25 protein-coding genes, 1 tRNA gene and 2 pseudogenes are annotated in these 26,537 nt (G+C 37.4%); 24 read left to right on the forward strand and 4 right to left on the reverse strand.

Annotated elements, in window-relative coordinates; translation table 11 throughout:
* The first annotated feature begins 90 nt into the window (after window positions 1–90).
* The 3 genes from HT679_RS00925 to dapA all read left to right on the forward strand — a co-directional run bounded on the left by HT679_RS00925 (window position 91) and on the right by dapA (window position 2,618).
* Window positions 91–163, forward strand: a tRNA-Thr gene (locus HT679_RS00925).
* A 387-nt stretch (window positions 164–550) separates the two neighbouring features.
* Window positions 551–1,627 (forward strand): aspartate-semialdehyde dehydrogenase, encoded by a 1,077-nt coding sequence (locus HT679_RS00930; RefSeq protein WP_173212366.1) that lies wholly within the window; start codon window positions 551–553, stop codon window positions 1,625–1,627.
* A 55-nt stretch (window positions 1,628–1,682) separates the two neighbouring features.
* The gene (dapA, locus tag HT679_RS00935) at window positions 1,683–2,618 is read left to right on the forward strand and encodes a 4-hydroxy-tetrahydrodipicolinate synthase (protein ID WP_000121608.1); all 936 of its coding nucleotides are present in this window, start codon (window positions 1,683–1,685) and stop codon (window positions 2,616–2,618) included.
* 45 nt (window positions 2,619–2,663) lie between these two features.
* Here the strand turns inward: dapA and mnmE are convergent, their stop codons facing one another.
* Window positions 2,664–4,037, reverse strand: a complete 1,374-nt coding sequence (gene mnmE / locus HT679_RS00940; protein ID WP_119919540.1) for a tRNA uridine-5-carboxymethylaminomethyl(34) synthesis GTPase MnmE — start codon at window positions 4,035–4,037, stop codon at window positions 2,664–2,666.
* 137 nt (window positions 4,038–4,174) lie between these two features.
* Window positions 4,175–4,357 (reverse strand): 4-oxalocrotonate tautomerase, encoded by a 183-nt coding sequence (locus tag HT679_RS00945; protein ID WP_001117401.1) that lies wholly within the window; start codon window positions 4,355–4,357, stop codon window positions 4,175–4,177.
* A gap of 123 nt (window positions 4,358–4,480) precedes the next feature.
* Between HT679_RS00945 and HT679_RS00950 the strand changes: the two genes are divergently transcribed.
* The 18 genes and pseudogenes from HT679_RS00950 (at window position 4,481) to pezT (ending at window position 22,301) form a co-directional block, all read left to right on the forward strand.
* Complete coding sequence (locus HT679_RS00950; protein WP_084863496.1) at window positions 4,481–5,080, forward strand: thymidine kinase; 600 nt, start codon at window positions 4,481–4,483, stop codon at window positions 5,078–5,080.
* Window positions 5,070–5,549, forward strand: coding sequence for a GNAT family N-acetyltransferase (locus tag HT679_RS00955; protein WP_119919539.1), 480 nt, complete (start codon window positions 5,070–5,072; stop codon window positions 5,547–5,549). The genes HT679_RS00950 and HT679_RS00955 overlap by 11 nt, the downstream gene beginning before the upstream one ends.
* Before the next feature lie 9 nt (window positions 5,550–5,558).
* Window positions 5,559–6,638 (forward strand): peptide chain release factor 1, encoded by a 1,080-nt coding sequence (prfA, locus tag HT679_RS00960; RefSeq protein ID WP_049478744.1) that lies wholly within the window; start codon window positions 5,559–5,561, stop codon window positions 6,636–6,638.
* Complete coding sequence (gene prmC, locus HT679_RS00965) at window positions 6,638–7,474, forward strand: peptide chain release factor N(5)-glutamine methyltransferase (protein ID WP_173212368.1); 837 nt, start codon at window positions 6,638–6,640, stop codon at window positions 7,472–7,474. The genes prfA and prmC overlap by 1 nt, the downstream gene beginning before the upstream one ends.
* A complete protein-coding gene (locus tag HT679_RS00970) occupies window positions 7,458–8,060 on the forward strand; it encodes an L-threonylcarbamoyladenylate synthase (protein ID WP_173212370.1) in 603 nt (200 codons plus the stop codon). Before prmC ends, HT679_RS00970 begins: the two co-directional genes overlap by 17 nt.
* Before the next feature lies 1 nt (window position 8,061).
* Window positions 8,062–8,493 carry a GNAT family N-acetyltransferase gene (locus HT679_RS00975; protein ID WP_119919536.1) on the forward strand — a complete coding sequence of 144 codons (432 nt, stop codon included), beginning with the start codon at window positions 8,062–8,064 and terminating at the stop codon, window positions 8,491–8,493.
* Between the two features lie 60 nt (window positions 8,494–8,553).
* A complete protein-coding gene (gene glyA, locus HT679_RS00980; RefSeq protein WP_119919535.1) occupies window positions 8,554–9,810 on the forward strand; it encodes a serine hydroxymethyltransferase in 1,257 nt (418 codons plus the stop codon).
* Window positions 9,811–9,817: 7 nt separating this feature from the next.
* Window positions 9,818–10,792 carry a nucleoid-associated protein gene (locus HT679_RS00985; RefSeq protein ID WP_049495770.1) on the forward strand — a complete coding sequence of 325 codons (975 nt, stop codon included), beginning with the start codon at window positions 9,818–9,820 and terminating at the stop codon, window positions 10,790–10,792.
* The gene (gene pmp23 / locus HT679_RS00990) at window positions 10,792–11,406 is read left to right on the forward strand and encodes a cell wall hydrolase Pmp23 (protein ID WP_173212372.1); all 615 of its coding nucleotides are present in this window, start codon (window positions 10,792–10,794) and stop codon (window positions 11,404–11,406) included. The genes HT679_RS00985 and pmp23 overlap by 1 nt, the downstream gene beginning before the upstream one ends.
* Window positions 11,407–11,477: 71 nt before the next feature.
* Window positions 11,478–12,452, forward strand: a complete 975-nt coding sequence (locus HT679_RS00995; protein ID WP_173212374.1) for a DUF1002 domain-containing protein — start codon at window positions 11,478–11,480, stop codon at window positions 12,450–12,452.
* 73 nt (window positions 12,453–12,525) lie between these two features.
* On the forward strand, window positions 12,526–13,884 hold the full coding sequence (gene rlmD, locus HT679_RS01000) for a 23S rRNA (uracil(1939)-C(5))-methyltransferase RlmD (RefSeq protein WP_173212376.1): 1,359 nt from the start codon (window positions 12,526–12,528) through the stop codon (window positions 13,882–13,884).
* A gap of 503 nt (window positions 13,885–14,387) precedes the next feature.
* Window positions 14,388–14,702, forward strand: a complete 315-nt coding sequence (locus tag HT679_RS01005; protein ID WP_173212378.1) for a hypothetical protein — start codon at window positions 14,388–14,390, stop codon at window positions 14,700–14,702.
* An 843-nt stretch (window positions 14,703–15,545) separates the two neighbouring features.
* Window positions 15,546–16,841: a hypothetical protein gene (locus HT679_RS01015; protein ID WP_173212382.1), complete on the forward strand. Its 1,296-nt coding sequence runs from the start codon at window positions 15,546–15,548 to the stop codon at window positions 16,839–16,841.
* An 854-nt stretch (window positions 16,842–17,695) separates the two neighbouring features.
* Window positions 17,696–18,973: a group II intron reverse transcriptase/maturase gene (gene ltrA / locus HT679_RS01020; protein ID WP_173212384.1), complete on the forward strand. Its 1,278-nt coding sequence runs from the start codon at window positions 17,696–17,698 to the stop codon at window positions 18,971–18,973.
* Window positions 18,974–19,098: 125 nt separating this feature from the next.
* A pseudogene (locus HT679_RS01025) lies at window positions 19,099–20,627 on the forward strand (IS1182 family transposase).
* A gap of 85 nt (window positions 20,628–20,712) precedes the next feature.
* A complete protein-coding gene (locus HT679_RS01030; protein WP_173212387.1) occupies window positions 20,713–20,985 on the forward strand; it encodes a hypothetical protein in 273 nt (90 codons plus the stop codon).
* A 69-nt stretch (window positions 20,986–21,054) separates the two neighbouring features.
* Window positions 21,055–21,531: a type II toxin-antitoxin system antitoxin PezA gene (gene pezA, locus HT679_RS01035; protein ID WP_173212389.1), complete on the forward strand. Its 477-nt coding sequence runs from the start codon at window positions 21,055–21,057 to the stop codon at window positions 21,529–21,531.
* Window positions 21,531–22,301: a type II toxin-antitoxin system toxin PezT gene (gene pezT / locus HT679_RS01040; protein ID WP_173212391.1), complete on the forward strand. Its 771-nt coding sequence runs from the start codon at window positions 21,531–21,533 to the stop codon at window positions 22,299–22,301. Before pezA ends, pezT begins: the two co-directional genes overlap by 1 nt.
* A 358-nt stretch (window positions 22,302–22,659) precedes the next feature.
* Here the strand turns inward: pezT and HT679_RS01045 are convergent, their stop codons facing one another.
* Window positions 22,660–23,058, reverse strand: coding sequence for a hypothetical protein (locus HT679_RS01045; protein WP_173212393.1), 399 nt, complete (start codon window positions 23,056–23,058; stop codon window positions 22,660–22,662).
* Window positions 23,059–23,258: 200 nt separating this feature from the next.
* On the opposite strand from HT679_RS01045, the gene HT679_RS01050 reads away from it, so the two are divergent.
* Genes HT679_RS01050 through HT679_RS01060 form a run of 3 tightly spaced genes read left to right on the forward strand, consistent with a single transcriptional unit; the run spans window position 23,259 to window position 25,678 of the window.
* Complete coding sequence (locus tag HT679_RS01050; protein ID WP_000656277.1) at window positions 23,259–23,591, forward strand: LytTR family DNA-binding domain-containing protein; 333 nt, start codon at window positions 23,259–23,261, stop codon at window positions 23,589–23,591.
* A gap of 10 nt (window positions 23,592–23,601) precedes the next feature.
* The gene (locus HT679_RS01055) at window positions 23,602–24,342 is read left to right on the forward strand and encodes a response regulator transcription factor (RefSeq protein ID WP_140834654.1); all 741 of its coding nucleotides are present in this window, start codon (window positions 23,602–23,604) and stop codon (window positions 24,340–24,342) included.
* A 10-nt stretch (window positions 24,343–24,352) separates the two neighbouring features.
* Window positions 24,353–25,678 (forward strand): GHKL domain-containing protein, encoded by a 1,326-nt coding sequence (locus HT679_RS01060; RefSeq protein ID WP_173212395.1) that lies wholly within the window; start codon window positions 24,353–24,355, stop codon window positions 25,676–25,678.
* Window positions 25,679–25,946: 268 nt separating this feature from the next.
* Here the strand turns inward: HT679_RS01060 and HT679_RS01065 are convergent.
* A pseudogene (locus HT679_RS01065) lies at window positions 25,947–26,257 on the reverse strand (IS5/IS1182 family transposase); the annotation flags it as partial.
* Between the last annotated feature and the right edge of the window lie 280 nt (window positions 26,258–26,537).

Below are 26,537 nucleotides of genomic sequence, written 5' to 3' on the forward strand. Positions count from 1 at the left end.
AGCTAGGTAGCCTTTACCTGGCTTTTTCTTATAGAAAATTTCTAAGGAAACTTGACAAGTTTTTCTGATTATAGTATACTTCTTAAGTAAGCTGATTTAGCTCAGTTGGCAGAGCGCATCCATGGTAAGGATGAGGTCGCCGGTTCAATCCCGGCAATTAGCATATAATAGACAAGAAAACCCTTATAAATAAAGGGTTTTTGTTATGTCTGTATCAAATGTTTCAAAGATATTTCTATTCATCTGTGTAAATGAAACTAAAGAGTTTCGTCTGTTGACAAAAGTGATTCTCTTTAGTAGAATAGAAGATGCGATGAGTCGATAGGTAGTCTTCGGACTACTATTGAGCATAAGGAGGTCATAACGCAGGAGCGGACCTTGATGAGTTGTGTGAACCTGCTCATCACATGAAGATGCCTCTTAGTCCCTAGTCTAGCGATTGGGGATTTTTATTTTCCGAAAAATGATGAAAAAGCTTTGCAATTCATGGAAAAAGTAGTATAATACTTCTATTATAGAAATTTTTAGAAAATTCCGAAAGAGGTTATGTATGGGATATACAGTTGCTGTAGTCGGCGCGACAGGTGCTGTCGGTGCTCAGATGATAAAAATGTTGGAAGAATCAACACTTCCAATCGATAAAATTCGTTTACTTGCTTCTGCACGTTCAGCAGGCAAGACTTTGAAATTTAAAGACCAAGACATTACGATTGAAGAAACGATTGAAACAGCTTTTGAAGGAGTTGACATTGCTCTCTTTTCAGCAGGCGGTTCTACATCAGCTAAGTATGCACCATACGCAGTTAAAGCTGGCGCGGTAGTAGTAGATAATACATCTTACTTCCGTCAAAATCCTGATGTACCATTGGTTGTCCCAGAGGTCAATGCTCATGCACTTGATGCCCACAACGGTATTATTGCCTGCCCTAACTGTTCAACAATCCAAATGATGGTAGCTCTTGAGCCAGTTCGTCAAAAATGGGGCTTGGATCGTATCATTGTTTCAACTTACCAAGCAGTTTCAGGTGCTGGTATGGGAGCAATTCTTGAAACACAACGTGAACTTCGTGAAGTCTTGAATGATGGTGTGAAACCACGTGATTTGCATGCGGAAATCTTACCTTCAGGCGGTGACAAGAAACATTATCCTATCGCCTTTAACGCTCTTCCACAAATCGATGTCTTCACTGACAATGATTACACATACGAAGAGATGAAGATGACCAAGGAAACTAAGAAAATCATGGAAGATGATAGCATTGCAGTATCTGCAACATGTGTGCGTATTCCAGTCTTGTCAGCTCACTCTGAGTCTGTTTACATCGAAACAAAAGAAGTGGCTCCAATCGAAGAAGTAAAAGCAGCTATCGCAGCTTTCCCAGGTGCTGTCCTTGAAGATGATGTCGCTCATCAAATTTATCCTCAAGCCATCAATGCAGTGGGTTCGCGTGATACCTTTGTTGGTCGTATCCGTAAAGACTTGGATGCTGAAAAAGGAATCCACATGTGGGTTGTTTCAGATAACCTTCTCAAAGGTGCTGCTTGGAACTCAGTTCAGATTGCAGAAACTCTTCACGAACGTGGATTGGTTCGTCCAACAGCTGAATTGAAATTTGAATTAAAATAGTTATATCGTTTAGGAGTTCAGATGAACTCCTTCTTTGAAATAGAGAGGTGTTTTCATGTCTTATCAAGATTTAAAAGAGTGTAAAATCATCACAGCTTTTATTACCCCCTTCCATGAGGATGGTTCTATCAACTTTGACGCTATTCCAGCCTTGATTGAGCATCTGTTAGCGCATCATACAGACGGAATTCTCCTCGCAGGGACCACTGCTGAGAGTCCAACTTTGACCCACGATGAGGAGTTGGAACTCTTTGCGGCTGTACAAAAGATTGTCAATGGACGCGTTCCTTTGATTGCGGGTGTAGGTACTAATGATACGCGTGACTCTATTGAGTTTGTCAAAGAAGTAGCAGAATTTGGCGGCTTTGCTGCTGGACTTGCTATTGTTCCTTACTACAACAAACCTTCGCAAGAAGGAATGTATCAGCATTTTAAAGCCATTGCAGATGCTTCTGACCTACCAATTATTATCTATAACATTCCTGGGCGTGTGGTTGTCGAATTGACTCCAGAAACCATGCTTCGCTTGGCTGACCATCCAAATATTATTGGTGTCAAAGAATGTACTAGTTTGGCTAATATGGCTTACTTGATTGAGCACAAACCAGAAGAGTTCTTGGTCTATACTGGTGAGGATGGAGATGCTTTCCATGCCATGAACCTTGGTGCTGATGGGGTTATTTCTGTTGCATCCCATACAAATGGAGATGAGATGCACGAGATGTTTACTGCCATTGCAGAAAGCGATATGAAGAAAGCGGCAGCTATTCAGCGTAAATTCATTCCTAAGGTTAATGCCCTCTTCTCTTATCCAAGTCCTGCTCCAGTTAAAGCTGTTCTGAACTATATGGGATTTGAAGCTGGACCAACACGCTTACCTCTAGTTCCAGCACCAGAAGAAGATGCCAAACGCATTATCAAAGTCGTCGTAGATGGCGACTACGAAGCGACCAAGGCAACTGTAACAGGTGTCTTAAGACCAGATTACTAATAAGACAATAAAATCCATGACCGCACGAACGATCATGGATTTTTCTTATTTTCCTAAACAGAATTGGCTAAAAAGTTGGGTAATGAGTTCATCTGGTGCAGCATCCCCAGTGATTTCTCCGAGGATTTCCCAAGTACGAGTCAAGTCAACTTGAAGCAAGTCAACTGGCATACCTAGTTCCAGCCCTTCATTAACAGCCTGTAGGCTTTCAACAGCCTTCTCAATCAAGGAAATATGACGGGCATTTGACAAGTAAGTGGCATCTTGCTCAACCAAACCAGCATTTTCAAAGAAGAGGTTGTTGATTCTCTCTTCAATCTTATCGATGTTTTGGTTTTTAAGGACTGAAATGCGGATGACGTCTTCAGGTAGTTCCGAAGTTTCAATCGCTTCAGGCAGGTCGGTTTTATTAAGAAGAATAATACGGTTTGTATCTTGGCTAATCTCAAGAAGTTGTCGGTCTTGGGCAGTTAAGGGCTCGCTAGAGTTTAGTACTAGCAGAACCAAGTCAGCTTCCTTAAGAGCTTTTTTCGAACGCTCAACACCGATTTGTTCAACGATATCATCCGTTTCACGGATACCAGCTGTATCAATCAATTTGAGAGGAACACCATTGATGTTGACGTATTCTTCGATGACATCACGGGTTGTACCAGCAATATCTGTAACGATAGCCTTGTCCTCACGCAAGAGGTTGTTGAGAAGGCTAGATTTCCCAACATTGGGACGGCCGATGATTGCTGTAGAAATTCCTTCCCGAAGGATTTTGCCACGACGGGCTGTCCTAAGGAGATTAGTTAGTAATTGTTCAAACTCCATAGTCTTCTCACGGACCACAGCAGTAGTGGCTTCCTCAACATCGTCGTACTCAGGATAATCAATATTCACCTCGACTTGGGCAAGTGTATTGAGGATTTCTTGACGGGTATTGTTAATCAGGTCAGAAAGGGAGCCGTCTAATTGTTTAACTGCAATGTTCATAGCCTTGTCTGTCTTAGCACGGATGATGTCCATAACGGCTTCAGCCTGAGTCAAGTCAACACGTCCATTTAGGAAGGCACGTTTGGTAAATTCACCAGGTTCTGCCAACCGAGCTCCTTCACGGATAGCTAGCTGGAGAATCTCATTGGTCACCGCAATCCCACCGTGGGTGTTAATCTCGATAATATCCTCACGAGTGAAGGTCTTTGGAGACTTCATGGCTCCAACCATAACCTCGTCCATGACCTTACCATTTTGAGGGTCAACAATGTGACCGTAGTTAAGGGTATGGCTAGCAACCTGACTCAAGTCTTTTCCTTTAAAAATCTTTTGCGCAATCGCAAAACTTTCTGTTCCGCTCAGGCGGACAATACCAATAGCCCCTTCACCTAGTGGAGTAGAGATAGCAGCGATGGTATCAAATTCACGTGTAATCATAATGTTTCCTTTAATTAATAGCTCTTTTCTTGGAAATTTTTCCAAGTATCCTTTCAAATTGTAACAAATTTAGGCTATTTCTTCAATGGATGCTACTTGGAGATTGAAAAAGCCTAAGCATTTCTGCTTAAGCTAGCTTATTTGGTACGCATTTCCCCTTGTGGAAAGTAAGTTCCTTCTGGCATGTCGTTGATGATGACATGAACAGCTGATTGAGGTGCTCCAGTGTTACGGACAACCGCTTCCGTTACTTCCTTAGCAAGAGCCTTCTTTTGCTCGAGCGTGCGTCCTTCAAATAAATCGATGCGTACAAATGGCATAATAGCTTCCTCCACTAGTTTTTGATTTCTTCTATTTTACCACATTTTGCCGTTTAAAGCTTAAGAAAATTATGATATACTAGAATGTAGCAAAAATTTAGAAATGGACGTGAAGCAAGAAACATGGCACAGTTGTATTATCGTTATGGGACCATGAACTCTGGTAAGACGATTGAGATTCTCAAGGTGGCCTATAACTATGAGGAGCAAGGAAAAGGTGTTGTGATTATGACCTCGGCTCTGGATACGCGTGACGGTGTTGGCTATGTGTCGAGTCGGATTGGTATGAAACGCCCTGCCATTGCGATTGAGGAAACGACGGATATCTTCGGCTATATCCGAGACCTACCAGAAAAACCTTACTGTGTTTTGGTCGATGAAGCCCAGTTTCTCAAGCGTCACCATGTTTACGATCTAGCTCGTGTTGTGGATGAGTTAGACATACCTGTCATGGCTTTTGGCTTGAAAAATGACTTTCGCAATGAACTGTTCGAAGGTTCCAAGTATCTCTTGCTTTTAGCAGATAAAATCGATGAGATTAAAACCATCTGTCAGTATTGTAAGAAAAAGGCGACTATGGTTTTGCGAACACAGGATGGACTGCCCGTTTATGATGGAGAACAGATCCAGATTGGTGGTAATGAAACCTATATCTCAGTTTGCCGTAAACATTATTTTGCGCCAATGATAACCTCTAACAAGGAGCAAAACTATGACAATTGAACTAAGAGATGTTACAATGGAAAATTATTTTGATGTTTTGAATTTGGATGTCAAGGAATATCAAAAACAATTCATTGCAACCAACGCAATTAGTTTAGCTGAAGCATACGTCTACACTAAAAATGGAGATTTTGTAGCTCCATTGGCAGTTTATGATAATGATGCAATTATAGGTTTTGTGATGATAGCTTATGATAAAAAGATCGGAATTAGTAGTGGAAATTATTTACTATTTCGGTTTATGATTGATAAGAATTTTCAAAATCAAGGATATTTTAAACCAATTATGGATAAAGTACTAGACTATGTTCGGACAGCGCCAGCAGGTTTAGGCAATAAACTTTGGTTGTCTTATGAACCAGAAAACGAACATGCAAGATCATGTTACCTCAGTTATGGATTTAAAGAAACTGGGGAAATATCCGAGAACGAAGTAGTAGCAATCTATGATTTGACAATTGAGAAATAAGGAGAAAAAATGAACATCTATGATCAACTACAAGCTGTAGAAGACCGTTATGAAGAATTAGGAGAATTGCTCAGTGACCCGGATGTGGTCTCTGACACCAAACGTTTTATGGAGCTTTCAAAAGAAGAAGCTTCAACTCGTGATACAGTAACAGCCTACCGTGAGTACAAACAAGTCCTTCAAAACATCGTTGACGCTGAAGAAATGATTAAGGAATCAGGTGGAGATGCGGACTTGGAAGAAATGGCCAAGCAAGAGCTCAAAGATGCCAAGGCTGAAAAAGAAGAATACGAAGAAAAACTCAAAATTTTACTCCTTCCAAAGGATCCAAACGATGACAAGAATATCATCCTAGAAATCCGTGGAGCAGCTGGAGGCGACGAAGCAGCACTTTTCGCTGGAGACCTTTTAACCATGTACCAAAAGTATGCGGAAGCACAAGGCTGGCGCTTTGAAGTCATGGAAGCCTCTATGAATGGTGTCGGTGGTTTCAAAGAAGTGGTTGCCATGGTTTCAGGTCAGTCTGTATACTCTAAGCTTAAGTACGAATCAGGTGCCCACCGTGTGCAACGGGTCCCTGTGACAGAAAGCCAAGGCCGTGTTCATACTTCGACAGCGACAGTTCTTATTATGCCAGAAGTTGAAGAGGTTGAATACGACATTGATCCAAAAGACCTTCGTGTTGACATCTATCACGCCTCTGGTGCTGGTGGACAGAACGTCAATAAGGTTGCGACTGCCGTTCGTATCGTTCACTTGCCAACCAATATCAAGGTTGAGATGCAGGAAGAACGTACCCAGCAGAAAAACCGTGAGAAAGCCATGAAAATCATTCGTGCGCGTGTTGCTGACCACTTTGCACAAATTGCACAAGATGAACAAGACGCTGAGCGTAAGTCAACAATCGGTACTGGTGACCGTTCAGAACGGATTCGTACTTATAACTTCCCACAAAACCGTGTCACAGACCACCGTATCGGCTTGACTCTCCAAAAACTAGATACTATTTTGTCTGGTAAATTGGATGAAGTTGTGGATGCCTTGGTTCTTTATGACCAAACACAAAAATTGGAAGAATTAAACAAATAATGAAATTAGCTCAATTATTTTCAGATTTTGAAGAAGAGTTGATAGGACAAGGAGAGGAAGCTGAAAGCCTCTCTTTTGTCTATCGTAGCCTGAAAAATCTCTCTTTTACGGACTTTGTTTTTGCCCTCCAGCAAGAGGTGACAAAAGAGGAAGAAGTATTTGTAAAAGGAATTTTCCAACAGTTAGCAGCTCATAAACCGGCTCAGTACATCATTGGACAGGCAGATTTTTATGGAATGCAGTTAAAAGTTGATGAGCGAGTATTGATCCCTCGTCCAGAAACAGAGGAGTTGGTGGAGCTTATCCTGGCTGAAAATCCTGAGACGAATCTTTCAGTTCTGGATATTGGAACAGGAAGTGGAGCTATTGCTCTCGCCTTAGCAAAAAATAGACCAGCTTGGTCAGTGACGGCAGTAGATATTTCCCAAGATGCCTTAGATTTAGCTAAGGAAAATGCTAAAAATCAAAATCTTCAAATATTTTTAAAAAAATCTGACTGTTTTACAGAAATTTCTGAAAAATATGATATAATTGTTTCCAATCCACCCTATATCTCTCGTGAAGATGAGTCAGAGGTCAGCTTGAATGTCTTGCATTCGGAGCCTCATCTAGCTCTCTTTGCAGACGAGGATGGCCTAGCTATTTACCGTAGAATTGCGGAAGATGCAAAAGACTATCTCAAAGATGGTGGTAAGATTTACCTTGAAATTGGATACAAGCAAGGTCAAAGTGTTCCTGAACTTTTTAGGAAACATCTTCCTGAAAAGCGAGTACGAATACTCAAGGACCAATTTGGTCAAGATAGGATGGTCGTGGTTGATGATGGACAGGATTAGACAAGAGTTGGAAAAGGGCGGAGCAGTCGTTCTGCCTACAGAGACGGTTTATGGTCTTTTTGCCAAGGCGCTAGACGAAAAAGCAGTTGACCATGTTTACCAGCTCAAACGTCGTCCTAGAGACAAAGCACTCAATCTCAATATCGCCTCTTTAGAGGTTATCTTGCACTTTTCAAAGAATCAGCCAGCTTATCTACAAAAACTTGTCGAGACCTTTTTACCAGGTCCCTTGACCATTATTCTCGAAGCCAATGACCGAGTTCCCTATTGGGTCAATTCTGGTCTTGAAACTGTTGGATTTCGGATGCCCAGTCACCCTATCACACTGGATTTAATTCGAGTGACAGGGCCCTTGATTGGGCCGTCTGCCAATATTTCAGGTCAGGCAAGTGGAGTGACCTTTAATCAAATTCTAGAGGATTTTGACCAAGAGGTTCTGGGTCTGGAAGACGATGCTTTTCTAACTGGACAGGATTCAACTATTTTGGATTTGTCGGGAGACAAGGTGAAAATCTTACGCCAAGGGGCCATTAAGCGAGACGATATTCTTGCTCAGTTGCCAGAGATTTCTTTCGAGGAGGCATGAAATGCTAAGAAATTTAAGAGAAACTGATGTGAAAGCAATATGTGAGATCAACCAAGATGCTTTGGGCTATTCTTTTAGTCCAGAGGAAACGGCTAGTCAACTAGCTAGACTATCTCAGGATCCCCATCATTTCTTACTTGCTTATGAGGATGAAGCTAGTCATGCCTTGCTTGGATATGTCCACGCTGAGGTCTATGAATCACTTTATTCCAAAGCAGGATTTAATATCTTAGCCTTAGCAGTTTCACCTCAAGCGCAAGGTCAAGGTATTGGTAAAAGTTTACTACAAGGGTTGGAACAAGAAGCCAAAAGACGTGGTTATGAGTTTATCCGCTTAAACTCTGCCGATCATCGTCTGGGAGCTCATGCATTTTATGAAAAAGTTGGTTATACTTGTGATAAAGTGCAGAAACGGTTTATTCGCATCTTTTAGTTTAATTTTCTAATAAAAAATTAAACTAATGGACCAGTCACACTATAAAGGAGAAGACCTATGATTTTTGATAAAGATGATTTTAAAGCATATGATGCTGATCTCTGGAATGCTATTGCCAAAGAAGAAGAACGCCAACAAAACAACATTGAGTTGATTGCTTCGGAAAACGTTGTTTCCAAGGCTGTTATGGCAGCTCAAGGGTCTATCTTGACGAATAAATACGCCGAAGGATACCCAGGACGCCGTTATTATGGTGGAACTGATGTAGTAGACGTAGTAGAGACTCTTGCTATTGAACGCGCAAAAGAAATTTTCGGCGCTAAATTCGCCAATGTTCAACCTCACTCAGGAAGTCAGGCCAACTGTGCGGCTTACATGGCTTTGATTGAGCCAGGTGATACCGTTATGGGGATGGATTTGGCAGCAGGTGGACACTTAACCCACGGAGCTCCTGTCAGCTTCTCTGGTCAAACCTACAACTTTGTTTCTTATAGTGTGGATCCTGAAACGGAATTCTTGGATTTTGATGCCATCTTAAAACAAGCCCAAGAAGTAAAACCAAAATTGATCGTAGCTGGTGCGTCAGCCTATTCTCAAATTATCGACTTTTCAAAATTCCGTGAAATTGCAGATGCCGTTGGGGCTAAACTTATGGTAGATATGGCTCATATCGCTGGTTTGGTTGCTGCTGGTCTACATCCAAGCCCAGTGCCATACGCTCATATCACGACAACCACAACCCACAAAACCCTTCGTGGCCCTCGTGGTGGTTTGATTTTGACCAATGATGAAGACTTAGCTAAGAAAATCAATTCAGCTATTTTCCCTGGTATTCAGGGTGGTCCTTTGGAGCATGTTGTGGCCGCTAAGGCTGTTTCCTTTAAAGAGATATTAGATCCGGCTTTCAAGGAATACGCTGCCAATGTCATCAAAAACAGCAAGGCTATGGTAGAAGTCTTCTTGCAAGATCCTGATTTCCGTATCATTTCTGGTGGGACTGAAAACCATCTCTTCCTAGTGGATGTGACTAAGGTTGTAGAAAACGGAAAAGTTGCTCAAAACTTGCTGGATGAAGTCAATATTACCCTAAATAAAAATTCAATTCCTTACGAAACCTTGTCACCATTCAAGACAAGTGGGATTCGTATCGGATCTGCAGCCATTACTGCGCGTGGATTTGGTGAAGAAGAAAGTCGCAAAGTGGCTGAGCTCATCATTAAAACTCTCAAGAATGCAGAAAATGAAGCTGTCTTAGAAGAAGTGAGAAGTTCAGTCAAAGAATTGACAGATGCCTTCCCACTATACGAGGACTAAAACTTTTATGGACATTTATATTAAGAAAGCCATTATTCACCAGTTCAGTCCGGATGATACCGAGCTGTTCCTAGCGGATAAGTTTCTCAATATTACTCCAAAAATCGAAGAATACCTGCGTAAAAAAATTGAACGTGTGTATTCAGATGAAGCTAAGACTGGGATTTTCGAGGAAGAAAATCCCTTCTTCAATCATATCACAGACGATTTGTTGGAGACATCAGTAACACTGGCTAATCTCTGGAAAGAAGAGTTCAGTATTTCTGAAAACCTCAAGACCAATGACTTGATTTTTGTGCAATTTTCTAAAGAAGGCGTGGAACATTTCGCTTTCTTGCGAATTGCTCTGCGGGAGACCTTGACCCACCTCGGAGGAGAAGTTGATAATCCAATCAAGCTGACTCAGAATAACTTGCCTGGATTTGGAACAGGGGCTGATGAGGCCTTGGTGGTTAATCTTCAGAGTCGCAAGTACCATCTGATTGAAAAACGAATCAAGTACAACGGGACTTTTTTGAACTATTTTTCAGATAATCTTCTTGCTGTCGCTCCTAAGATTTCTCCTAAGAAATCTATCAAAGAACTGGAAAAAACAGCCCAGCGCATTGCTGAGACTTTTAACACAGATGATTTTCAATTTCAATCTAAGGTCAAATCAGCGATTTTCAACAACCTAGAAGAAAGCAATGAGTTGTCACCTGAAAAATTGGCCAACGACCTTTTTGACAACAATCTGACGGCTCGTTTGAGCTTTATTGACCAAGTTAAAGAAGCTGTCCCAGAACCTGTTCAATTTGATGAAATTGATGCCAGTCGCCAATTAAAGAAATTTGAAAACCAAAAACTTTCCTTGTCAAATGGAATTGAACTCATCGTTCCCAATAACGTCTATCAAGACGCCGAGTCTGTTGAGTTTATCCAAAACGACAATGGAACCTACTCTATCTTAATCAAAAATATCGAGGATATTCAAAGTAAATAATGTTTAAACGAATTCTAAGAGTGCTTGTACTAGCAGTCTTCCTTTTTGCTGGCTATAAAGCTTACCGTGTTCACCAAGATGTCAAGCAAGTCATGACCTACCAACCCATGGTGCGAGAGATCTTGAGTGAAAAAGACACCCCAGCAAACGAAGAGCTTGTGCTCGCTATGATTTATACTGAAACAAAAGGAAAAGAAGGCGATGTTATGCAGTCTAGTGAGTCTGCAAGTGGTTCCACCAACACCATCAATGATAATTCCTCTAGCATTCGCCAAGGCGTTCAAACTCTGACAGACAATCTCTATCTGGCCCAGAAGAAGGGGGTTGATGTCTGGACGGCTGTTCAAGCCTATAATTTTGGACCTGCCTATATCGATTTTATCGCCCAAAACGGCAAGGAAAACACCTTGGCTCTGGCCAAACAGTACTCTCGTGAGACTGTTGCTCCCTTGCTTGGCAATACCACTGGAAAGACTTATAGTTATATTCACCCCATTTCCATTTTTCATGGAGCCGAACTCTATGTAAATGGAGGGAACTATTATTATTCTAGACAGGTGCAACTCAACCTTTACATCATCAAATGTTTCACTCTCTTTTCGACATCTGGCTAGTCCAGGTGTTTTTTATAAGTTTTCTTTAAGATAGATATATTACTCTAGAAAGGTAAAGGAGGAAATTCCCAATGAGAAAGAAACTCTTTCTGACTAGTGCTGCGGTCTTGTGGGCAGTAACAGCTATGAATAGCGTCCATGCAGCAACAGATGTTCAAAAAGTTATCGATGAAACCTACGTCCAACCTGAATATGTCCTAGGTTCTTCATTGTCTGAAGATCAAAAAAATCAAACTCTAAAAAAACTAGGCTACAATGCCTCAACAGATACTAAAGAACTCAAGACTATGACGCCTGATGTCTATTCTAAAATCATGAATGTGGCAAATGACTCTAGCTTACAACTGTATTCATCAGCCAAGATTCAAAAACTGGGTGACAAGTCGCCTTTAGAGGTCAAGATTGAAACACCAGAAAATATCACTAAGGTGACTCAGGATATGTACCGAAACGCAGCAGTAACGCTGGGTATGGAACATGCCAAAATCACTGTAGCAGCACCCATTCCAGTTACAGGAGAAAGTGCTTTAGCAGGGATTTATTATTCGCTGGAAGCTAATGGAGCCAAGGTACCACAAGCGAATAAAGACTTGGCTCAAGAAGAGCTAAAGGCTTTGTCCGATATCAATGCTGAAAACAAGGACAAAACTGGCTATGATGCTAATAAATTAAACGTTGCCCTAGCCGATATCAAGTCAGCACTCGCCAAAGCTAAAGAAAGCAAGGGAAATCTGACAGAGGAAGATGTCCGTAAAATTGTTGAAGATACCTTGAAAAATTACAAACTTGATCAGGTGATAACAGGAAACCAAATCAATATTATCATCAATTTTGCTTTGAATCTTTCAAAGAGTGATATCCTCAGCAATGCAGACTTCACTAAAACCTTGAATGACCTTAAACAAAGTATTGTTTCACAAGCTGGCGACAGTTTTAAAAATATCAACCTTAACTTTGATGCGGATAAGGCGCTAGAGGACGGCGGGAACTTTTTAAGCTCCCTCTGGCAAGCCATTGTCAACTTCTTCAAGAGTTTTGGTTCTTAAGAAATTTCATGGTATAATAGATGGTAACCGCAACGTTGCCGTCTTTTTTGTCGGCCAATAGAAAGAGAAGAGAATGTTAAAGAAAAATGATATTGTAGAAGTTGAAATTGTTGATTTGACCCATGAAGGTTCAGGCGTGGCAAAGGTGGATGGTTTGGTATTTTTTGTAGAGAATGCTTTACCAACTGAAAATATCCTTATGCGAGTTCTCAAGGTCAATAAAAAGATTGGTTTTGGTAAAGTTGAAGAATACCTTGTCCAATCACCACACCGTAATCAAGATCTAGATTTGGCTTACCTGCGTTCAGGAATTGCTGATTTAGGACACCTTTCCTATCCAGAACAGCTCAAGTTTAAAACCAAACAAGTCAAAGACAGTCTATATAAGATTGCTGGAATTGCAGATGTAGAGGTTGCTGAAACACTCGGCATGGAAAATCCAGTCAAGTACCGCAACAAGGCACAGGTCCCTGTTCGTAGAGTAAATGGTGCCTTAGAAACAGGATTTTTCCGTAAGAATTCGCACGACCTCATGCCTCTGGAAGATTTCTTTATCCAAGATCCTGTGATTGACGAGGTAGTAGTAGCCCTACGCGACTTGCTCCGCCGTTATGATTTGAAACCTTATGATGAAAAGGAACAAGCTGGCTTGATTCGGAACCTTGTGGTGCGTCGCGGACACTATTCTGGCCAAATCATGGTTATTTTGGTAACAACTCGTCCCAAAGTTTTTCGTGTTGACCAATTGATTGAACAATTAACCAAGCAGTTCCCAGAGATTGTGTCGGTTATGCAAAATATCAATGATCAGAACACCAATGCGATTTTTGGCAAGGAATGGCGCACCCTTTATGGTCAAGACTATATTACTGACCAAATGTTGGGAAATGACTACCAAATCTCTGGACCCGCTTTTTACCAAGTCAATACTGAAATGGCTGAAAAACTTTATCAAACAGCCATTGACTTTGCAGCATTAAAATCAGATGATGTGGTCATTGATGCCTATTCTGGTATCGGGACGATTGGCCTCTCTGTTGCGAAACATGTCAAGGAAGTCTATGGTGTTGAGGTAATTCCAGAAGCGGTTGAGAATAGCAAAAAGAATGCTCAACTGAACAATATCTCAAACGCCCACTATGTTTGTGACACAGCTGAAAATGCTATGAAAAATTGGCTCAAAGATGGGATTCAACCAAGTCTTATCCTAGTGGACCCACCAAGAAAAGGACTCACAGAAAGCTTTATCAAGGCAAGTAGCCAAACAGGAGCAGACCGCATCGCCTATATCTCATGCAATGTCGCAACCATGGCGCGTGATATCAAACTTTACCAAGAATTGGGATATGAGTTGAAAAAAGTCCAGCCGGTGGATCTTTTTCCTCAAACGCACCATGTTGAGTGTGTAAGCTTGTTGGAGAAACGCAGTTAATCCTCAAAAGGTTCCCCGAACCTTTTGAGTCCCACAAACGCATCATGTTGATGTGGTATCACTGCTTGTACGAGCTGAGTCATCAGTGAAGTAGAAGTAGATGCTCCGCCCATGGGATAGGACTCGTAGAATAAGGAGGGAAACCGACGAAATGATACGGTAAGTCTGAATTACTAAGGTAATTTAATAGAACAGATGTAAGGTAATAACAATTGTAGAAATCATTGTTTTTAATGTATTTTACGGAGGGAAATATGAGTAATATATCTAATCCAAATTTAAATGTGGTAATGCAGTATGCTTCATTAGTTATTCAATCAAGTACTGACACTGATCAGTCTATAGATGTGTTTTTTTGGTTAGAAGATTATTATGAAGACGTATTAGAGTGTTGAATTAAACCACAAAAAGTTACAACGATACATAAATACATAGAATACATTGTGGTTTATTCTATAGAATATTTGCTTGATAAGCATTTTCCAGTAGTAGGAATAATAGAAATGTTTTCAATTCTTGAAAATTATGATATTGATTATTCTAAAGTAGGGAGATTGGATATTTCTGAATTTGCTTATGATGACTCTACAGAAGAGTTAGAAGAATACGCGTCTCAGTTATTTAACATTTTTTTAAAAGTTGCGCTTGACCATTTTGTAAATGATGTCTTTACTAATTTATTTTGGAACAAAAATTTCTTATATGAGTTTAATATCCAATGTGCTCAGTATATCGGTAAAATAAAAAAGATAAGTATCCTGAAACACTCAAATAAAATGGTATTTTGTATCGAGCGAAATATGTACCCGCTTGGTTAAAGAATACAATAATCTATAGGAATAAGAATAGATGTTCTATTTGTGGTTGTGACCTCTCAAAAGCACATACAACAGTGACAAAGGAAAACTTTGACCATATCATCCCTTTACAAAATGGAGGAAATAATGATCCATCAAATTGGCAACTTACTTGTGAACAGTGTAATAAATCAAAGGGTTGTAGGAGTGATAACTTTACCAATGTTGTTATGCCATTTTGGGAAATGTAGTATAGTTTTATATTATTAATTCAAAATTATTATCACTTTTATTTATTAGAAAGCAAAGAAGAATGCTTTTACCTCGTGTTTAGCTGATGAATGGAATGTCTTGAAGTAGAATAGACGGAATTCCTTAGAGAAAAGTTAAGACATGGGGATTCTATAATTGACTTGCAAAAATCGGAATGTTACTCAGAACCCTTAGAAAAAATAATAGTTGAGTACTATTTAAATCAAAATTTTTATGTAGCATGCACTTTAGGAAATTTGGTTATTGATGGTGTACTAATTAGAGTTTCACAAAGGACTTCTTCAAGAGAGAATACTCGTAGGATTTAAAGCCGTTGAAGAAACTGATACTATATTTATCCAGAAGTCGTTAAGTGAAATATGCTTAATACATTGTTCGTCTGTTTTTTTAGATACAAATAGGTTTATACTTGATGAACCAAATCTACATATGATTGGACATGGTCGGAGGGAGAAAGAAATCGAAGAACAAGAGTTTTTGAAGCTTTTTAATGCAATGTTGTATATTTGTGATGAGTAAGATTATTAGGAAGAAATTATAGAGACTTTAGAGACTAACAGATTAAAATAAATTTATGAAAGAGTTGAAGGTATGAAGTTTAATAAAATATATAAAATTATCTTGTTGCTTATAGCGATAGTATTATTAATATTTTTTTGGCAAGTTATAGTGAATTTAGTTGTGTCTACTAATTTAGAAGTTTCGCAAAGGAATTTATTTTCATTAACTATTATATTTTGGTTAGAAATACTCTTTATATTAGTGATATATGATTTAGCAATCATTGAGTTATATAGTGGAGTAAGTTCTTGTTTGAGTAAACTAGGGCAATGGGCGATAAGAGCGAAAAAGGTGAGTATTGCACTTTACACAATTAGATTAAATTATTATTTGTTAAGACTAAGTCGATTATTACGTGTAGGTTGGGTAACTTATGGTAGCTCTGAAAAAAATTCAGTTTGGATAGGGATATCGAAACTCTCCTTGACTCAGCTATCACTTAATATATTTAGACTTATAATAAGTACACCTATGGTCTTGGCATTTTTGTCTGCTTGTTTCTCTTTGAGGATATTGAAAGTAGATTTTGTCTATTATTTGCATAAGCTTAAAGAATTTCTAATAGGTATTTTACAAATAAAAGTAAATGTTAGTGATATCTTTTCAAGTTTACCAGCCCTTGTAGCTTTGATGACTATATTACCAATCGTATTTTTCTTCTATTTCTATAGTCAAAAACGTGATGTTCGAAAAATAATTGATAAGGAAAATAGTAAATATTTTGAAGAAGTTGTCTTATTGTACGAAAAATTATTAATTTGGATTGATAATCATATTTATGAATTATCTGAGAATTTTAATTATGTAATTGAATGTCAAGATTCAATTGTTGAGATATTTTTAAAAAAAGAGGTTCCTAATTATATATCATTAGCTGAGCAGCAGTATTATATATCTGGAGATATTGAGACATTTAGATTTGTTGAGATCACTGATTTGACTGAGTTTCGAGAAATTATGAGTAAATTATCTAGTGATAGATTAAGGAAATATACACGAATATTTTCAGTTAAACGATTTGATATTTGGTATCTTTATTTTTTTGATTTTCCTTTATTAAATGAAGAAGAAAAAATCGAAAGATCTTTCTATACAAAAAAAGGGATGGGTTCTAAACTGGATAATCGTGTTACTTCTTCGTGTGACTTTACTCAAGAGCAAATTGAGAAGACGAGGAGAGAGGAACTGTCTAGATTATCTTGGTCTATTTATGACGAATTGGAGTTGCTATACAGGTTTAAGAGAGTAAGCGATTCGTTAAGAAAATATCTTTATTCTTCAAGAACAGAGCGACTGCTTCTAAAAGCATTAAATAAAGATAAATAATTTCATTCCATACTATTATTCTAAATTTGACTAACCACATTTCGTTTGATAGTATAGGTAGGCACTATTAGCACACGTGGAGTGTGTAGTGTTGCTACAACGAACAAGAGGGTGAAAATCCTTGATTTTAAGCTATTTTACAAGCATTTTGTATTTGTAGATAAAGGCAATTTTGACGTCAAAAAAGTCCTAAAAAGGCACATAGATGTATATGTATTTGTAGATGTCGTTTGCGTATCGGAAAAATGAATACAACGATAAATATTTATCTAAAGAGAGTCTGGGACAATAGTCCCTTATCTCCAAAAAAAGCAACGGATTTGCCGTTGCTTTTTTGCAGTACGACGGGCATGTCGTGCATCTGAGGTGTAAGTCCTCCGTGGGCACCCGCTACCGGTGAACCCAATAGCGATTCCCAAGCCTGACTATCGTGAGGTAGCGGGGAGAGGAAGGGATAGCGAAATCGTGGCTCTACGAACAGGAACGTGATAGTAAGGCGTATATAGCGGATAAGGGGGCTTCAAACTCCAAAGTCCAAAAAGGTAGTCGTAACCTATATGCGTAAATCACGAGAGTAAACGAGGAAAGATGTATGACTTATCCCGTGAGGTCTCATGAGCGCTGAAAGCGTAGTAACAACGAATCATGAGAAGTCAGCCGAACCCATAGTAGTGAGGAAACTTCTGTAATGGAAGTGGAGCGAAGGGGTGAACAACTAATTGAAGTAATCCTACTTCACTTGTGTCTGTAAAACGAGTGGTCTGATAGAACTGGAGTCTGTCACGTATTGACTAGATGAAGGCTCACCAATATAAGATGTCCCTCAGGCACCAAAACAAGAAAGGAATACGCACATGTCAAAATTGCTAGATAAGATATTATCACGCGAAAATATGCTGGAAGCCTACAATCAAGTAAAATCCAATAAAGGCTCAGCTGGGATTGATGGAATGACTATCGAAGAGATGGATAATTATCTCAGACAAAACTGGCGCTTGACTAAGGAACTGATAAAACAGAGAAAATATAAGCCTCAACCAGTTCTCAGAGTTGAGATTCCCAAACCAAACGGAGGCATCCGTCAACTAGGAATTCCAACAGTTATGGATAGAATGATTCAACAGGCCATTGTTCAAGTCATTAACCCTATTTGTGAACCTCATTTCTCAGATACGAGTTATGGCTTCAGACCAAATAGGTCATGTGAAAAAGCCATCATGAAGCTCTTAGAGTACTTAAATGACGGCTATGAGTGGATAGTGGATATAGACCTAGAGAAATTTTTCGATACGGTTCCTCAAGATAGATTGATGTCCTTAGTACATAATATTATCGAAGACGGAGATACGGAATCCTTGATTCGTAAGTATCTTCATTCAGGTGTTATCATTAATGGTCAGCGTCATAAAACGCTAGTTGGTACACCACAGGGAGGAAATTTATCTCCTCTCTTATCCAATATTATGCTTAATGAATTGGACAAGGAATTAGAAAAGAGGGGACTTCGATTTGTGCGCTACGCAGATGATTGTGTGATTACGGTCGGAAGCGAGGCAGCCGCTAAGCGTGTGATGTATTCAGTCAGTCGTTTTATTGAGAAACGACTAGGTTTGAAAGTAAACATGACCAAGACTAAGATTACCAGACCAAGAGAGTTGAAATACTTAGGTTTTGGGTTCTGGAAATCATCAGATGGTTGGAAAAGTCGTCCCCATCAAGATAGTGTTCGGAGATTTAAGCTTAAATTGAAGAAACTAACACAGAGGAAATGGAGTATAGACTTAACAAGACGTATTGAGCAACTGAATTTGTCTATTCGAGGATGGATAAACTATTTCTCGCTGGGAAATATGAAGCGCATAGTCGCTAGCATAGATGAGCGCTTGCGTACTCGCCTACGAGTGATTATCTGGAAGCAATGGAAGAAGAAATCGAGACGATTATGGGGATTGCTTAAGTTAGGAGTTCCTAAATGGATAGCAGATAAGGTATCTGGCTGGGGCGACCACTACCAATTAGTAGCTCAGAAGTCGGTACTTAAACGTGCTATATCAAAACCAGTCCTTGAAAAACGTGGACTGGTTTCGTGTTTGGATTATTACCTTGAACGACATGCGTTAAAAGTTAGTTGAACCGCCGTATGCCGAACGGCATGTACGGTGGTGTGAGAGGGGCTAGAGATTATCCCCTACTCGATTGGTTGCGATAGTCTTGGTAAAATAGAATTGCTTAATAAACCATTTAGAAAGGCTATCCCATGCATATTCACTATAACACAAATCAAACAACTTTACCACTAGAAATCAGTTCTTTCTTGCCACAAGATCATCTCGTCTTTACTATTGAAAAAGTGGTAAATACCTTGGAGGATTGTCATTTCCACGCCTTCTATCATGCCTTTGGTCGCCCGTCTTATCACCCTAAAATGCTTGTATCTACTCTTCTATTTGCCTATTCACAAGGGATTTTCTCTGGTCGAAAAATTGAAAAAATGATGGTTGAAAATCTGGCTATGCAGTACCTAACAGGGCAGTTGGTTGTCAGCTATCGCACCATCAATCGTTTTCGTGTAGCTGAAGGGATGGAAGAACTCATACGTAATCTTGTCATCGACCTCAATCTTCGTTTAAAAATGGAAGAGTTAGTGACCTTAGATTGTCTGTTTATTGACGGGACTAAGATTGAAGCCAATGCCAACAAGTATAGTTTCGTGTGGAAGAAAGCGACAGAGAGATTCTCCGTCAAACTTCAAGAACAGATACAAGTCTATTTTCAAGAAGAAATCACCCCCCTTATCCATCAGGCTATCGAACTGGATACACAAGAGCCTATATCCTCAGAGCAGTTGCTTGCATTCGCTCAAGTCCTTGAAGAAGAATTGAAAAAATTGAACCAGGACATTGAGGAGACACCCGTTAAAGGGAAAGATGAACGTAAAACCCAACGTCGTAAACTCAAGAAAGTCTTGCGTAAAGTCAAGGAGGATTTTTCAGTGCGTGCTGAAAAATATGAGAGCTATCAGGAGACATTTGAAGGGCGTAACAGTTTTTCCAAAACTGATCCAGATGCCACTTTTATGAGAATGAAAGAAGACCATATGAAAAATGGCCAACTCAAGGCTGCTTATAATCTTCAAATCGCTACGGAAAATCAATTTGTTCTTCACTATGATGTCTTCTCAAATCCGACAGACACCAAGACTCTTCTGCCATTCCTTGAAACCTATCCACATGAATTGAAGACAGTTGTCGCAGATGCTGGATATGGAAGTGAAGAGAACCTCCTTCGTTTAGATGAAAAGGAGGTAAATCATCTGATTAAATATGCCATGTTTGACAAGGAACAGAAGAGAGGGTATAAACAGTCAGCTAGAAACTTAGCGAATTGGTACTATGATAACAAGGAAGATAGCTACATACATCCTGATGGCTAGTGTTATCGTTTTCACCATATCAAACAACAGAAAACACAGACAGAGACTTTCAACAGGAAACCAAGGTTTACTACACTGATCAACCTGAATCAGCCCCTCAAAAGGGACTGTATATAAACGAACGCTATCAAAACTTGAAAGCTAAAGAATGTCAGGCGCTTTTATCTCCCCAAGGTAGACAGATTTTCGCTCAACGCAAGATTGATGTGGAACCTGTCTTTGGGCAGATAAAGGCTTGTTTGGGTTACAAGAGATGTAATCTGAGAGGCAAGCGTCAAGTGAGAATTGACATGGGATTGGTACTTATGGCCAATAACCTCCTAAAATACAATAAGAGAATGACTCAAAATTAAAAAGCTAGAGTTCCACAATTGGAAATCTCTAGCTTTTTTGTGGTCGAGAACTATTTTGTCCCAGGCTCTTTTTGAGAGGTTATAGATGTTTACAACATTTTTTAAGAAAAACCAAGACAATGGTGATATATTTAAGAAGCTAATTCATCGACTATCTGATATGTCTGTCCAAGATCTTGAAAAAATAGACCGACTGCTAGATATTATTTTCACTCCAGATCAAGAATCAGAACAGCTAAAAACAGAAGCAACTTACAGAGAAGAAACTTTGGATGACACATTAAAGGAAGCTAAGAATCAACTTCATAAGGAACAATTGGAGAAGAATTTAGAGAGGTTTAGGAAAAATAATAAATAATGCACCAAAAATGGTGCGTTTAATTTTTCTAAATGTTATAATGGTATTATCAAATGAAAGGAGTCTCCCATGATTGGAAAGAACATAAAATCCTTACGTAAAACACATGACTTAACCCAACTCGAATTTGCACGGATTGTAGGTATTTCACGTAACAGTCTGAGTCGGTATGAAAATGGAACGAGTTCAGTCTCTACGGAACTAATAGACATCATTTGTCAAAAGTTTAATGTATCTTATGTCGATATTGTAGGAGAAGATAAAATGCTTAATCCTGTTGAAGATTATGAATTGACTTTAAAAATTGAAATTATGAAAGAAAGAGGAGCTAATCTATTATCACGACTCTATCGTTATCAAGATAGTCAGGGAATTAGCATTGATGATGAATCTAATCCTTGGATTTTAATGAGTGATGATCTATCTGACTTGATTCATACGAATATCTATTTAGTAGAAAATTTTGATGAAATAGAGAGATATAGCGGCTATTTGGATGGAATTGAACGTATGTTAGAGATATCTGAAAAACGGATGCTAGCCTAATGGAAATCCAAGATTATACTGATAGTGAATTCAAACATGCTTTAGCGCGGAATCTTCGTTCACTGACAAGAGGAAAAAAATCCAGTAAGCAACCTATAGCGATTTTGCTTGTAGGGCAAAGTGGTGCCGGTAAGACTACAATTCATCGTATTAAACAGAAAGAATTTCAAGGAAATATTGTTATCATAGATGGTGATAGTTTTCGTTCTCAGCATCCACACTATTTAGAACTGCAGCAAGAATATGGCAAAGATAGTGTAGAATACACCAAAGATTTTGCAGGGAAAATGGTAGAGTCTTTAGTAACAGAATTGAGTCATTTGGGATACAATCTTTTGATTGAGGGAACTTTACGAACAGTTGATGTTCCAAAGAAAACAGTACAACTCTTGAAAAGTGAGGGATATGAAGTACAATTAGCTTTAATCGCAACAAAGCCCGAATTGTCGTATCTGAGCACTCTTATCCGATACGAAGAACTGTACGCTATCAATCCAAATCAAGCACGCGCAACTCCAAAAGAACATCATGATTTCATTGTAAATCATCTAGTTGATAATACACGACAATTGGAAGAACTAGCTATCTTTGAAAGAATTCAAATTTACCAACGAGATAGAAGCTGTGTATATGATTCAAAAGAAAATACAACTTCAGCAGCAAATGTTCTTCATGAGTTACTGTTTGGGGAGTGGAGTCAGGTAGAGAAAGAGATGCTTAAATCTGGAGAAGAAAGATTGAAAGTTTTAACCAATCGAAATAGTTGTTAGAACACGAATTTTAAAATAAAATCTACTTATAACTTTTGTTAGTTGTTTAAGGTGGGCAGAAAGTCTTTAGAATCAAAAAAACGCATAGTCTCAGGTGTTCAAAAACTTGAAATTATGCGTTTTCTTGTTGGAGGATTTACTCCATTTTCTTCAGGAATTGAGATTTTGCCCAGCCTCAAAAGTTCCAATCAATTTCAATAACTCAGAAAAAAGACTAAGAAAATATGACTACTTTAAGACGAAACTAGAATTTGCTATCAAACTTGAGCATGTGGAGGAAGAAATAAAAATTCTATGATGTAATGGATAGGTGATTACGGATATAAAGTTATAAGACTTAAAACTTTATTTCATAGACTTAATCACTCTTATCCTGCTTAAATTCATAGATCTCTTCCAAGTAAAAATGAATTTTTTCTTTAATATATTTTAATGATTTATTATTAGTTATGTCTATAACACCAAACACACTATAGTGGTTTCGATAAAGCTCGTCATAATCAATTTGACTGCCTATGATGATAACTTCTGATTTTTTTGAACTAAATTGGATAGATTTTAAATAGAGTTTCATTTTTTTAGATGTTAGAGACCCTGATTTTATGATAAAATAAGTAGAAGATTTATATTTGTAGTTAATCTTATGTCCTTGTAAAATTTTTGTATTTTTGAATGTTTTCTTTAAGAAATAATATTTTAAATACAGAGATAAAATATAGCCAAATAAAGAGTAGTGTAAAATTTGAATTGCCTTCATAGCTTTCCTTTCATTAGAAATTAGTTTATCAAATGAAGAAAGATTAATATTATTGAGATACTAAAAAGTATCTATTTTATCCTGAAATGTCTAAATTAAGAAAATTTTTACCATTTGAGATAGTATAGAAACCATTTGAGATTTTTATAATTTAATTTCCATCATTCTGATAAGATTAAACTTATAGAAGGAGGCTAAATATGAAAGACTATATTTTATATCAAGATAGAGCTATCGTAAAGGTACCACTCTCTAAAATTTATTATGTTACAACTCACCCAACAAAAGCTCATGCTGTTCTTTTTGTAACAGCAGAAGGGAATTTTGAAGCTTCAACCTCACTAGCTAAAATCGAAGAGGAAAGTACAGAAGAACTTATTAGATGCCATAGAAAGTTTCTTGTGAATAAAGATAAAATAGCAGGATTTAATCATGAGACAAGAACGATTATGTTTATGGATGATAGAGTATCAGACATCGCTTGTTCTAGAAGACACTTTACAATATTAAAAAATCAGTGGAAAAATATATAGGAGTGAAGTAGTGAATATTTTTATACTAGAAGATAATTTTTTACAACAGACTAGAATTGAAAATGTTGTCAAAAAAATTTTGGTGGATAATAAGATTGAGTATAGGCATTTTGAGGTTTATGGAAAACCTCAACAGCTTTTAGAGGACATTTCAGAGAGAGGAAATCATCAATTATTTTTACTTGATATTGAAATAAAAGATGATGACAAAAGAGGATTAGACGTTGCTAGAGAAATTAGAAAACTTGATTCTCAAGCAGTGATTGCTTTTGTAACATCACATTCTGAGTTTATGCCTGTATCTTTTGAATATTTAGTATCAGCTATTGATTTCATTGATAAAGAATTACCTGAACCATTATTTATCAAACGAATTGAAAATGTTATTTTAAGTGTTAGCGATAATCAAAGAAGAACAGTATCTGAGGACTCTTTTATATTTACAGGATCCAAAGCTCAAATTCAAGTCCCTTTTAAAGATTTATTGTATATTGAAACATCAACAATTGCTCATAAGTTGACTCTCTATTCAAAACGAGACATAGTTGAATTTTATGGACAATTGTCAGATATTCTTAAACAGGAACCACGTTTGTTTCAATGTCATAGATCATTTATCGTAAATCCTTATAATATATCTTTAATTGATAAAGAAAACCGGATAGTTCATTTTCAGAACGGATCCTCTTGTATTGTCTCTAGATTAAAAATTCGTCCACTTATGAAAGCTATCGAAAGACTTCATGACTAAGGAGATTTAGATGATATTTTTTTTAAATATTTTAGGTGTTTTTCTATTGTTATGTATCCATGCTAGGGTTGTAGGTGAGAGATTAAATCTGAAAAAAGTAGTAATGTCCATTATTCTGTTCCATCTTTTAACATTACTATTTATTGTTTTATTTAAATCAACTGAATTTTACTTTCTTGGGTCATTATTGCTTTATCCTACCTTTTTTATCCTATATACTTTGTCTATTGGTAAATTAAGAAGTAAGGTTTCTTTATTACTTTTTTACTCATTATTTCCACTTGGATTTTGGGATGTCATCAAAAATTTCTTAGGTTACTTTATAATTTCTAAGATTCCAATATTGTATAGACTATATGAAACTAATCTAGGAACAATGATTTTCTCTTTATTAGCTGAAATTATTGTGTTATTTCTTATTAGTCTCTTTCGATATAATTTTAGTCATTTAAAAATAAAGAACTTGGATAGAAAGACAAAATTTATTTTAATTACTGCGGATATTTTAATGCTAGCCTATTTTATCTTACCACCTTATATAAACTACAGTGATAAAGTAAGTTGGGATAGAATGTTGGATTATAAAGAATTATTGACAGCAGTTTACTTTTTATTGTTTATTTGTTTTGTTAATCTATTGGATAGAAAATTACTTCAAGAATTACAGGAGAAAGTCGTTCTACAAAAAGACATTCAATTGCAAAATCTTAGCAATTATAGTCAACAAGTTGAAGGGTTGTATCAAGAAATTAGAGGCTTCAGACATGATTATGCTAATATTTTGTCAAGCTTAAAAATAGGTATAGATCAAAAAGATATTAATCTGGTTTCTCAAGTTTATGATAGTGTTTTGAAAAATTCTGGTGAAAAATTAAAAGGCAAGCGTTTTGATGTAGCACATCTAAGAAATATCAATGATTTGGCGCTAAAGAATTTACTATTATCTAAGTTATCGGAGGCCCAAAACTTATCTATTCCAGTTTCCCTGGAGATTAGTGAACAGTTCTCTATAAAAAATATGGAACAAATTGACTTCTTAACAATTACTTCTATCTTGTTAGATAATGCTATAGAGTCCGCAGCAGAAGGAGGAATAGCAATTTGTTTTCTTGAAGATACAGAATGGAATAAATTAGTCATGATTGTAAAAAATTCTACTTTAGAAAGAGAGATAGAATTGAGAGATATATTCAAGCGTGGCAATTCTTCAAAAGGAGAAGGTCGGGGTATAGGATTGGCCAATGTTCGGAGAATTTTAAAATCTTATCCAAATGTATGTTTGAAAACCACAAGTAAAAATTATGTCTTTACACAGATCTTGGAAATAGAACTTTAAAAGAGTCCCCTTTAAAATATTCTATAGAATATTTTAAGGGGGACTCTTTTGTTATGACTTTATATACATTTAAATACGAAATAGTTCTAGTTTTGAAATTAGATTTTAGAATATGGTTATCACATAAATCTTATGCTGTAAAAAATGATATGTTTCTGTATAAAATTTATAAGATTCATTAATTTAATTTATCAGTATTATTGTATTTGACAATAATTACTATTGAAATTTTATAAATTTTCATCTGTACCTAAAATATCTTATTTTAACGGTAGTTATTGATCGTTTTACAGCTAATACAGGAGTCCTTGTTCAAGCATTCATGGGAATCACTTCCTCGTTCATTTGAACGATTTTACGTCCAGAGAACACTTGATGAGCATAAGTGAACAGGATCATCTTCATGAGTATAGCTTGATGGAAGTCAGGGCGAGCAGTGTGAGAGGTTTCTTCCAATAACATTTGGCTAGGGATACTGTCCACAGAGAGGCTAATCATTCTAGCTTTGTGAGTTGCTGGAATATCATAGGTAAAATTTACTTCCAAACTTAATTGATTTGCATTATAATCTTTATACATTGTCATGGTTTTCTAATTGTTTTTTTATTTAAAATATAAAACATGACATGAAAAAACGAGCATCTCCAACTATGGAAATGCTTGTTTTTTGATAGTTAGAAGTAGTTTTGGCCTAGGTTATCTATAGAGATTCCACGAGTTCTCACAACAGAGGTTTACCGATAAAAAAATCACTACAGTTGACAATTATGAAATAATGTACAATGTTTTTTATAAAAGCTTTGACTAGTTAAAAAATCGGGAGTTTCTGTTTATCTTAAGTATAAGGTTATCAAAATCC

Origin of the sequence: Streptococcus sp. 4886 (assembly GCF_013276485.1) — a bacterium.
GTDB lineage: Bacteria > Bacillota > Bacilli > Lactobacillales > Streptococcaceae > Streptococcus.

What these genes read in the sequence shown, in the direction of transcription:
- pezA (WP_173212389.1), top strand. Translation starts at nt 21,055, where the DNA reads ATGATTGGAAAGAACATAAAATCCTTACGTAAAACACATGACTTAACC.
- HT679_RS00930 (WP_173212366.1), top strand. Translation starts at nt 551, where the DNA reads ATGGGATATACAGTTGCTGTAGTCGGCGCGACAGGTGCTGTCGGTGCT.
- HT679_RS00995 (WP_173212374.1), top strand. Translation starts at nt 11,478, where the DNA reads ATGAGAAAGAAACTCTTTCTGACTAGTGCTGCGGTCTTGTGGGCAGTA.
- HT679_RS01060 (WP_173212395.1), top strand. Translation starts at nt 24,353, where the DNA reads ATGATATTTTTTTTAAATATTTTAGGTGTTTTTCTATTGTTATGTATC.
- HT679_RS01050 (WP_000656277.1), top strand. Translation starts at nt 23,259, where the DNA reads ATGAAAGACTATATTTTATATCAAGATAGAGCTATCGTAAAGGTACCA.
- rlmD (WP_173212376.1), top strand. Translation starts at nt 12,526, where the DNA reads ATGTTAAAGAAAAATGATATTGTAGAAGTTGAAATTGTTGATTTGACC.
- dapA (WP_000121608.1), top strand. Translation starts at nt 1,683, where the DNA reads ATGTCTTATCAAGATTTAAAAGAGTGTAAAATCATCACAGCTTTTATT.
- HT679_RS00955 (WP_119919539.1), top strand. Translation starts at nt 5,070, where the DNA reads ATGACAATTGAACTAAGAGATGTTACAATGGAAAATTATTTTGATGTT.
- pmp23 (WP_173212372.1), top strand. Translation starts at nt 10,792, where the DNA reads ATGTTTAAACGAATTCTAAGAGTGCTTGTACTAGCAGTCTTCCTTTTT.
- HT679_RS00970 (WP_173212370.1), top strand. Translation starts at nt 7,458, where the DNA reads ATGATGGACAGGATTAGACAAGAGTTGGAAAAGGGCGGAGCAGTCGTT.
- mnmE (WP_119919540.1), bottom strand. Translation starts at nt 4,037, where the DNA reads ATGATTACACGTGAATTTGATACCATCGCTGCTATCTCTACTCCACTA.
- HT679_RS01015 (WP_173212382.1), top strand. Translation starts at nt 15,546, where the DNA reads ATGAAGTTTAATAAAATATATAAAATTATCTTGTTGCTTATAGCGATA.
- HT679_RS00985 (WP_049495770.1), top strand. Translation starts at nt 9,818, where the DNA reads ATGGACATTTATATTAAGAAAGCCATTATTCACCAGTTCAGTCCGGAT.
- HT679_RS01045 (WP_173212393.1), bottom strand. Translation starts at nt 23,058, where the DNA reads ATGAAGGCAATTCAAATTTTACACTACTCTTTATTTGGCTATATTTTA.
- HT679_RS00950 (WP_084863496.1), top strand. Translation starts at nt 4,481, where the DNA reads ATGGCACAGTTGTATTATCGTTATGGGACCATGAACTCTGGTAAGACG.
- HT679_RS00975 (WP_119919536.1), top strand. Translation starts at nt 8,062, where the DNA reads ATGCTAAGAAATTTAAGAGAAACTGATGTGAAAGCAATATGTGAGATC.
- prfA (WP_049478744.1), top strand. Translation starts at nt 5,559, where the DNA reads ATGAACATCTATGATCAACTACAAGCTGTAGAAGACCGTTATGAAGAA.
- HT679_RS00945 (WP_001117401.1), bottom strand. Translation starts at nt 4,357, where the DNA reads ATGCCATTTGTACGCATCGATTTATTTGAAGGACGCACGCTCGAGCAA.
- ltrA (WP_173212384.1), top strand. Translation starts at nt 17,696, where the DNA reads ATGTCAAAATTGCTAGATAAGATATTATCACGCGAAAATATGCTGGAA.
- glyA (WP_119919535.1), top strand. Translation starts at nt 8,554, where the DNA reads ATGATTTTTGATAAAGATGATTTTAAAGCATATGATGCTGATCTCTGG.
- prmC (WP_173212368.1), top strand. Translation starts at nt 6,638, where the DNA reads ATGAAATTAGCTCAATTATTTTCAGATTTTGAAGAAGAGTTGATAGGA.
- HT679_RS01030 (WP_173212387.1), top strand. Translation starts at nt 20,713, where the DNA reads ATGTTTACAACATTTTTTAAGAAAAACCAAGACAATGGTGATATATTT.
- pezT (WP_173212391.1), top strand. Translation starts at nt 21,531, where the DNA reads ATGGAAATCCAAGATTATACTGATAGTGAATTCAAACATGCTTTAGCG.
- HT679_RS01005 (WP_173212378.1), top strand. Translation starts at nt 14,388, where the DNA reads ATGTTTTCAATTCTTGAAAATTATGATATTGATTATTCTAAAGTAGGG.